Origin of the sequence: Acidovorax sp. HMWF018 (assembly GCF_003061035.1) — a bacterium.
Taxonomy (GTDB): Bacteria; Pseudomonadota; Gammaproteobacteria; order Burkholderiales; family Burkholderiaceae_C; genus Acidovorax; species Acidovorax delafieldii.
Genome location: NZ_QAIM01000640.1, coordinates 4,752 through 12,966, shown reverse-complemented (window position 1 = coordinate 12,966; position 8,215 = coordinate 4,752). Strand labels below are relative to the sequence as shown.

Genomic DNA, 8,215 nt, shown 5'->3' with positions numbered 1-8,215 from the left:
GCTGGCCCTGCTGGGTGGGCTGTGGGCCTACCTGGCAGGGGTGTGGTGGACGGCGCTGCCCACGCTGGTGGGCGTGGCGCTGCATTTGAACGTGGGTGCAGCCGACAGCTACTGGCGCGAGCACCGCCGCCGCGAACAGCTGCGCGCGGACTTTGCCCGCTACGTGCCTGCCGCTGTGGTCGACGCCCTGGTGGCCGACGGAGCCCAGCCGCAACTACATGGCGAGCGCCGCGTGCTGACGTTGCTGTTCTCTGACCTGGCAGGCTTCACCGCCGCCAGCGAGCACTTGCCGCCCGAGGCCGTGGCCCAGGCGCTGAATGCCTACTTCTCGCGCATGACCCACACGGTGCACCAGCACGGTGGCACGCTGGACAAGTTCATCGGCGACGCCGTCATGGCGTTCTGGAACGCACCGTTGCCTGATACCCGGCATGCGGACCGGGCTCTGGCCTGCGCACTGGCCATGCAGGCCGACATGGTGGACCTGCGGGCCCAGTGGCAGGGCACACCGTTTGCCCAGGTGCAACTGCGCATTGGCTTGCACACGGGCGAGGCGGCGGTGGGACACCTGGGGTCGCATGAGCGCTTTACGTACACCGCCGTGGGCGATGCGGTGAACACTGCCGCGCGGCTGGAGGGGGCCAACAAGGCCTTTGGTACAGGCATCCTGCTGTCGGGCGCCACGCGCGATGCGATGGAAGCGCAGCAGGCGGGTGGTGCCCCAGAGGCGATGCTGATGTGGCTGGACACCGTGGTGCTGGCCGGGCGCAGCACCGGCGTGGATGTGTACACCCCGTGCGGTGACACCACGCTGGCCTCCATCAGCCAAACGCTGCGGGGCCATTGGCAGGCTGCGCGTTGGGCGCAGGCCCTGCAGTGCTGTGCCGATGCGTGCGCACACGCGGCAGCGCATGCCCCGCAGTGGCACGGGCAGGCGCTGCGCTGGCAGGCCCGGGTGCAGGCCCTGGCGGATGGCCCTGCAGTGGGCGCCACCCCCGTATTCACCGCGCGGGCGCTGGACAAGACCTGAGTCCCCGGCGCAAGACTCCCCCAGAGAGGCCCACCATGCCCATCCCTCCTGTGTCATCCCCGTCACGCCTGGCGTGGCTTACGCCGGTGGGTGTCGCCCTGTCGGCCTGGAGTGCTGCCAGTGCCAGCGCGCAATGTGCCGGTGTACCTCTGGCGCCTGACGCAGTGGCTGCGCAAATTGTGGCGCTCAGCGGCCAAGGCGAAACGCGCCCCCCGGGCACCGAGCCCTGGCTGCCTGCCACGCTCGCCCAGCCGTTGAGACCGGGGGCAGACATGCGCACGCTGGCGTTGTCATCCGCCGCATTGCTGCTGGCAGACCGCACGCAGATCCGCATGTCGGCCAACGCGCAATTGAGGCTGTGCGAGGCCCAGCCAGCGCGCACCCTGCTGGAACTGGCTGCGGGCCGGCTGTGGGCGCGCACCAAGAAGGCCCCGGCCAACCTGCAACTGCAAACGCCTGCAGCGCTGGCCGTGGTGCGGGGTACCGACTGGGACGTGGAGGTGGACGGAGCGGGGCGGACCACGCTCACCGTGCTGTCCGGCGCTGTGGAGTTGCGCAACGACCTGGGCAGCGTGCAACTGGGGCCCGCCGAGCAGGGCGTGGCCGAGCCCGGCCAGGCGCCCGTAAAGCGGCTGCTGGTCAACCCCCGCGAGCGGGTGCAGTGGGTGGCCGCCTACCCGGGCGACCTGACGCGTTGGACCGAGTTCCAGCCCGTGAAAACGGCGCCAGCCGCTCTGGCGGAGGTACACACCGCATTGCGCGCGGGGCAATGGGCCCAGGCGCGTGCCATGTTGCAGGCCCTGTCGGCGCAGGGGGATGGTGGGGCGGTGGTCGAGCTGGCCCTGGCGGACCTGGAGGTGCTGGACGGCCAGCCCGACGCCGCTCAGCAGCGCCTGGCCTTGGCCTGGCAGCGCACGCAAGACCCCCGCACCGCTGCAGGCCGCGCCGACCTGCTGATGGCGCTGGACCGCCTGCCAGAAGCGCGCACCTGGATGGATACCACGCGGGCCGCGTCGCCCGGCTTTGCGCCATTGCTGCAGGCCGACGCCGACTGGCACCGGCTGCAAGGGCAGGGCGACGCTGCCCTGGCCTTGTACCGGCAGGCGTTGACCCACGCGGAGGGCGATGCGCAGCGGGCTGCCGTCCTGGCAGGGCTGGGCCGCGCATTGCAAGAGCGCGGAGACCTGCGTGCGGCCCGCAGTGCACTGGCGCAGGCCGTGGCCCTGGCGCCAGACCAAGCGGCCTACTGGGGCGAAGCCGCCACGGCGGCCATCGAAGCCCTGCGCTTGGCCGAGGCGCGCACCGACCTGGATGCCGCCCTGGTGCAGTCGGGCGACGACTACGTGGCCCTGGCGGCTGCCGGACTACTGGCGCTGCGGCAGGGCGATGCCGAGGCCGCCCGCACCGCGCTGCTCAAGGCCCTGGTGATCGAGCCGCGATACGCCCGCGCACAGGTGTGGCTGGCGGTGGCCGAATACACGCTGGGCGAGCGCGCCGCAGCGATGGACGCACTGGACCGCGCACGCCTGGCTGACGCGCGCGACCCGCTGCCCTGGCAGGTGGAGGCCATGCTGCGCAACGACAGCGGCGAGCCCGTGGCGGCCATGGCCGCAGCGCGCGAGGCACTCACCCGGCTGCCCTACCTGAAGTCGCTCAACCCGCTGGCCTCGGACAGCCAGGGCTCTGCCAACCTGGGCAAGGCGCTGGGCGACTTCGGCATGGAGCACTGGGCACGGGCCTACGCCAGCGCGTCGTACTACCCGCTGTGGGCGGGCAGCCACTTCTTTCTGGCCGACCGGTACGAGAGCGACTTCAGCCGCCGCTCCGAGCTGTTCCAGGGCTACCTCACCGACCCCACCGTGTTTGGCGCCAGCGACAAGCGCGCACCGCTCCTGCTGTCTGCAGGCAGTGAATGGTCGATGGGCACGAGCGCTGAACGCAACCCGCTGCGCCACAACGCCACGGCCGATGTGGGCTACCGCGGCTTTGCCGCCAGCAGCGTGCCTGTGGCCTGGCTGGTGCGCGCCAACGACGTGCAGATGTGGCCCCGCGAAGGCTCCGCCACCACGCAGTACCGCCTGTCGTCGCCCGGGGTGGACCTGGCGCTGGGTGTGCGGCCCAACGAGAGCCTGTCGCTGTTCGCGCTGCATGGTGACACCACCTTGCGCTATCGCTTTCCGCAAGGCCTGGACTTCGGCAACGGCATCACCTTCACCGGCGGCGCCGAGACGCGCACCCGCCGCACCGACCTGGGCGCTGCGTGGCGCTGGTCGGCCGACAGCCAGACCTGGTTCAAGGTGCACAGCGGGCGCCAGACCTCCGGCCTGGTGCTGGACGATGCGCGTTGGGGTCCCCAGGACTACCGCTATGCCAGTGACGAGCAGGGCCTGTTCCTGCGCCACACGGTGCTCTGGGGCGCGCACCGCATGAGTGTGGGCTGGGAGCGCGTGGACCGGGACACCGTCAGCGCGATCTCTGACCCCGGCATCACCACGCCGCGCACCAACACCGAGCGCTACCACATGCCCTGGGTGGCGGGCGAATGGCGCAGCGGTGCCTGGACCTGGATGGCCGAGGCGTACTGGCCCCGGTTCACCACCCGGCAGCGCGACCGCTATGCAGACACGGCGACGGGGCAAGACCTGCTGCCCGCGCAGGACGACGGCGCGGCGCACCACCACCGGCTGCTGCCGCGCCTGGGCGCCAGCCTGCGCCTGGGCCCGGGCCGCGCACTGCATTGGGCCTGGCAGGAGAGCGTGCGGGCGCCCGGCACGCACACCCTGTCGCCCGTCGCCACGGGCGCCATTGCCGTGGACAACCAGTACCTGCTGGCGGGCAGCTACGCCCGCAAGCACGCGGTGCAACTGGACTGGGAGGCCAGCCCCACCACCTTCTGGGGTGCCAGCCTGTCGGGGCAGCGCATCAGCAACCTGGTGGCCGCCAACGGTCGCCTGTTTGCACAGAACACGGGGGCGCTGTTCGACAACGTGGCCACCATTGCGCCCGTGGTGCTCAATGCCCAGACCACGCTCAACACCTATGAGGAAACGCCCCTCTTCGGGCAGGGGCAGCTGGCGCAGGCCACGGTGTCCGTCAACCATTTGCTGGGTCCGCGCTGGAGCGTGTTGGGCAGCTACATCCACACCACATCGCGCAACATCGGGGCGGGTCTGGAGGGGCGTTGGCTGCCCGGCTTTGCCCGCCACGTGGTGCTGGGCCAGACCACATGGCGCCATGAGGCGCGCAGCTTTTCGCTGCTGCGCCTGACCTGGCGCGGCATGCGCTACAGCGATGAGGCCAACACCGTGCAACGCGCCCCGGGCTGGAGCCTGGCCCTGGCCCATGGCTGGGAGTCGCAGGACCGGCGCTGGAGCTTCACCGGCACGGTGCAGACCGGGCTGCGCACCGGAGAGCGCCCCACGCTCTGGGCCCTGGTGCGGTACCGGGACTGAAGGGGCGCCCAGTGTGCAGAGGGCGCCTTTACCGGGTGATGGAAGGGTGTGTGAGGCCTTTTTGGCCGGTAGCGCTAGTGCAATATGCTCAAGTAGCTATCAAAAATGTAGCGCCTAGGCGTTGCAAGGCGTACAAAAAAAGCCCGCAGCCTTGCGGCTCGGGCTGTGTGTCTTGCACGCTGCGCTCGGTGGCGCGCCGGCTTATGCAGCGGCGGCCTCGGCCAGCGCCTGCAGGGCGGCCGTCACTTCGGCAGCTTCCACGCCGTCCACGGGGGCCAAACGCGGGGCCAGGGTCTGCATGGCTGCGCTGTCCTTCTGCAACTGGGCAATCGCCTGGCCGGCCTCCTTGGGGGCGTCAAAGCCCGTGCTCTGCAGCAGCAGGCGGCCGTCGGCCGCCACGAGCTTGAAGTAGAACTTGCCGTCGGCCTCGCGGTACTGCTTGAAAGCGGGCAGTGCGGCCTTGGCGGCCTTGGCCGGTTTGGCCGCTGTGCTGGCCTGCACCAGGCTGCGCAGGCCCACGGCGCTGCGCAGTTCGCGGATGAAGGGCGTGGCCAGAGCGCGGGCGCGCTCGGCTCCAGCCAGCAGGGTCTGTTCGATGCGGGCGGGGTTGTGGATGAGTTCTTCGTACTGCGCGCGCATGGGGGCGATCACTTGGTCCACGCGCTCCAGCAGCAGGTGCTTGGCGTCGCCCCAGGCAATGCCGTCGGCATAGGCCTTGCGCAGGGCCTCGGTCTCTTCGAGCGTGGCAAAGGCCTGGTAGATCTGGAACAGGGCCGAGCCTTCGACCTCTTTGGCCTCGCCGGGCGCGCGCGAGTCGGTCAGGATGCCGCCGATGAGCTTTTGCAGCTGCGCGCGCGAGCTGAACAGCGGGATGGTGTTGTCGTAGCTCTTGCTCATCTTGCGGCCGTCCAGCCCGGGCAGTGTGGCCACGTGGTCGTCGATGGCCGCCTCGGGCAGCACAAAGTGCTCGCCGTACAGGTGGTTGAAGCTGGCCGCCATGTCGCGGGCCATCTCGATGTGCTGGATCTGGTCGCGGCCCACCGGCACCTTGTGGGCCTTGAACATCAGAATGTCCGCGCCCATCAGCACCGGGTACATGAACAGGCCTGCGGTGACACCGTCGTCATGCTCGCGCCCGGCGGCGGTGTTTTTGTCCACGCTGGCCTTGTAGGCGTGGGCACGGTTCAGCACGCCCTTGCCGGTCACGCAGGTCAGCAGCCAGGTCAGCTCGGGAATCTCGGGGATGTCGGACTGGCGGTAGAAGGTGACCTTTTCAGGGTTGAGCCCTGCGGCCAGCCAGCTGGCCGCGATCTCCAGCGTGGAGCGCTGGATGCGCACCGGGTCTTCGCACTTGATGAGCGCGTGGTAGTCGGCCAGAAAGTAAAAGCTCTGCACGCCAGGCGTGAGGCTGGCCGCCACCGACGGGCGGATGGAGCCGACGAAGTTGCCCAGGTGGGGGGTGCCGGTGGTGGTGATGCCGGTGAGAAAACGGGTGGTGCTCATGGGAAACAAAAACTCAGCAGATCAAATGAACAGGAAGTGGCGGGCTCACAGGCTGTGCTGCGCTCAGCGCAGCAAGGCCGTCAGCGGGGTGAGCAACAGGTTGATGGCGGTGTAACCCACGGCCATCAGGGGGCGCAGCCACAGCGTGCCCACCACCCCGGCGATCACCAGGCCCATCACGATAAAAAAGCCCCAGGGCTCGATGCGCGACACCATATGGGCCTGCTTCCAGGGCAGCAGGCCCACCAGAATGCGCCCGCCATCGAGCGGCGGCAGCGGAAACAGGTTGAAAGCCCACATCACCAGGTTGACCATGACCCCGGCGCGTGCCATTTCCAGGAAGAAGCGCTCCTCGATCCCCGTGCCCACCAGCACTACCAGCAGCACGGCCCAGGCGATGGCCTGGATGAAGTTGGACGCGGGCCCGGCCAGGGCCACCCACACCATGTGCTTCTTGGGGTTGCGCAGATTGCCGAAGTTGACCGGCACCGGCTTGGCGTAGCCAAACAGGAAGGCGCCCGAGGTCGCAAAGTACAGCAGCAGCGGCATCAGGATGGTGCCGACCGGGTCAATGTGCTTGAAAGGGTTGAGCGTGATGCGCCCCATCATGTACGCGGTGTTGTCGCCAAAGTGGCGCGCTGCGTAGCCATGGGCCGCCTCGTGCACGGTGATGGCAAACAGCACCGGCAGGGCGTAGATCAGAACGGTTTGGATGAGATTGGAGGTGTCCACGCCGGGATTGTCTCAGACGCCCCGCTGCCCCCGGCGTTGCCAGGGTGACCCGGCGGGTGTTCAGGCGCCCGGCGGCAACCGCGTATTGTGGGTTGTACGTATGCCGATGGGTCTCCAGGCGGGGTGTTCGTTGCTAGCATCAACCTCTTGCCCGCAGCCCGTGCCAGTTTGTGCCCCTTGGCGCGTTGCGCTGCGCGGCGGCCCCTCCCACAACGACATACAACAGGCCTGGAGACATTGAAGCCATGTGGAACAACTTGAAGATCGGAACGCGCCTGTTGCTGGCGTTTGGCGGCCTCGCACTCGTCGTGCTGCTGCTGATGGTGATGGCACTGTCCGGCATCGGCGGTGCCGAGCAGGCGCTGCAGGGTGCCACGCCCCCGGCCCAGGCGGCGCTAGCGCAGTTGCAAAGCGCGCGCACCTGGGTGATCGGTTGCAGTGTGGTGGTGTTTGTGCTGGCTTTGGTGGCCACGCTCAGCCTGCGCGCCAGCATCGTGGCGCCGCTCAACCAGGCCATCCTGATTGCCGAAACCGTGGCTTCGGGCGACCTGAGCCAGGAATTCAACTCCGACCTGGAGGGCGACTTTGGCCGCCTGCTGGGCGCGCTGGGCACCATGGAGGACACGCTGACCGACCTGGTGTCCCGCATCAAGCAAAGCACCGATTCGATCACGGCCTCTGCGGCAGACATTGACCATGGCAACACCGATCTGTCGCGCCGCGCGGAAGACCAGGTGTCGTCCCTGACCGAGACGGCAGCCAGCATGGAGCAGCTGACAGCCACCGTGCGCCAGAACGCCGAGCGCGCCCATTCGGCCAGCGGCCTGGCCGTGCAGGCGTCGGCGATTGCCGAGCAGGGCGGGTCGGTGGTGGGCGAGGTGGTGCAGACCATGCAGGCCATCAGCGGCAGCTCGCGCAAGATCGTGGACATCATCCAGGTGATCGAGGGCATCGCCTTCCAGACCAATATCCTGGCGCTCAATGCTGCCGTGGAGGCCGCGCGTGCCGGCGAACAGGGCCGGGGTTTTGCCGTGGTGGCCAGCGAGGTGCGCAACCTGGCCCAGCGCAGCGCGGTGGCGGCGCGCGAGATCAAGGCACTGATCAGCGCGTCGGTCGAACAGGTGGAAAGCGGCGCCGGTCAGGTGGGCAAGGCGGGCAAGACCATGGAAGAGATCGTCGGCGCCGTGGGCCAGGTGAGCGCGCTGCTGGGCGAAATCTCCACCGCCCTGCGCGAGCAGAGCGAAGCCATCAGCCATGTCAACGGGGCGGTGTCGCACATGGACGGCAGCACGCAGGAGACGGCCTCGCTGGTGCAGCATGCGGTGAGCACGGCGTCGGCATTGTCGGCACAAGCCCGCGACCTGGAGCAGGCGGTGGGGGCGTTCAAGCTCTGACGAATTCCTGAGCCGCTGCGCGGCTTTCCCCTCCAAGGCGCGCTACCGGCGGCTGAGCGAAGCCCGCTGCACCGCAGCGAATGTATTGGGGGTGGCGCCGCTTC

The 8,215-nt window shown here is 69.0% G+C and carries 5 protein-coding genes; 3 read left to right on the top strand and 2 right to left on the bottom strand.

Going from position 1 to position 8,215, the window contains the following annotated elements:
- Together DBR23_RS26980 and DBR23_RS26975 are read left to right on the top strand one after the other, a co-directional pair.
- A partial coding sequence (locus DBR23_RS26980) for an adenylate/guanylate cyclase domain-containing protein (RefSeq protein ID WP_199227813.1) occupies nt 1-1,030 on the top strand: 1,030 nt, incomplete at its 5' end.
- Nucleotides 1,031-1,065: 35 nt separating this feature from the next.
- Nucleotides 1,066-4,482, top strand: a complete 3,417-nt coding sequence (locus tag DBR23_RS26975; protein WP_108500120.1) for a FecR domain-containing protein — start codon at nt 1,066-1,068, stop codon at nt 4,480-4,482.
- Nucleotides 4,483-4,683: 201 nt separating this feature from the next.
- Here the strand turns inward: DBR23_RS26975 and DBR23_RS26970 are convergent, their stop codons facing one another.
- Together DBR23_RS26970 and DBR23_RS26965 are read right to left on the bottom strand one after the other, a co-directional pair.
- Nucleotides 4,684-5,985, bottom strand: coding sequence for a tryptophan--tRNA ligase (locus tag DBR23_RS26970; protein WP_108500119.1), 1,302 nt, complete (start codon nt 5,983-5,985; stop codon nt 4,684-4,686).
- Between the two features lie 63 nt (nt 5,986-6,048).
- Nucleotides 6,049-6,717: a site-2 protease family protein gene (locus DBR23_RS26965; RefSeq protein ID WP_056060897.1), complete on the bottom strand. Its 669-nt coding sequence runs from the start codon at nt 6,715-6,717 to the stop codon at nt 6,049-6,051.
- A gap of 245 nt (nt 6,718-6,962) precedes the next feature.
- On the opposite strand from DBR23_RS26965, the gene DBR23_RS26960 reads away from it, so the two are divergent.
- Nucleotides 6,963-8,111, top strand: a complete 1,149-nt coding sequence (locus DBR23_RS26960; RefSeq protein WP_108500118.1) for a methyl-accepting chemotaxis protein — start codon at nt 6,963-6,965, stop codon at nt 8,109-8,111.
- Nucleotides 8,112-8,215: the final 104 nt, after the last annotated feature.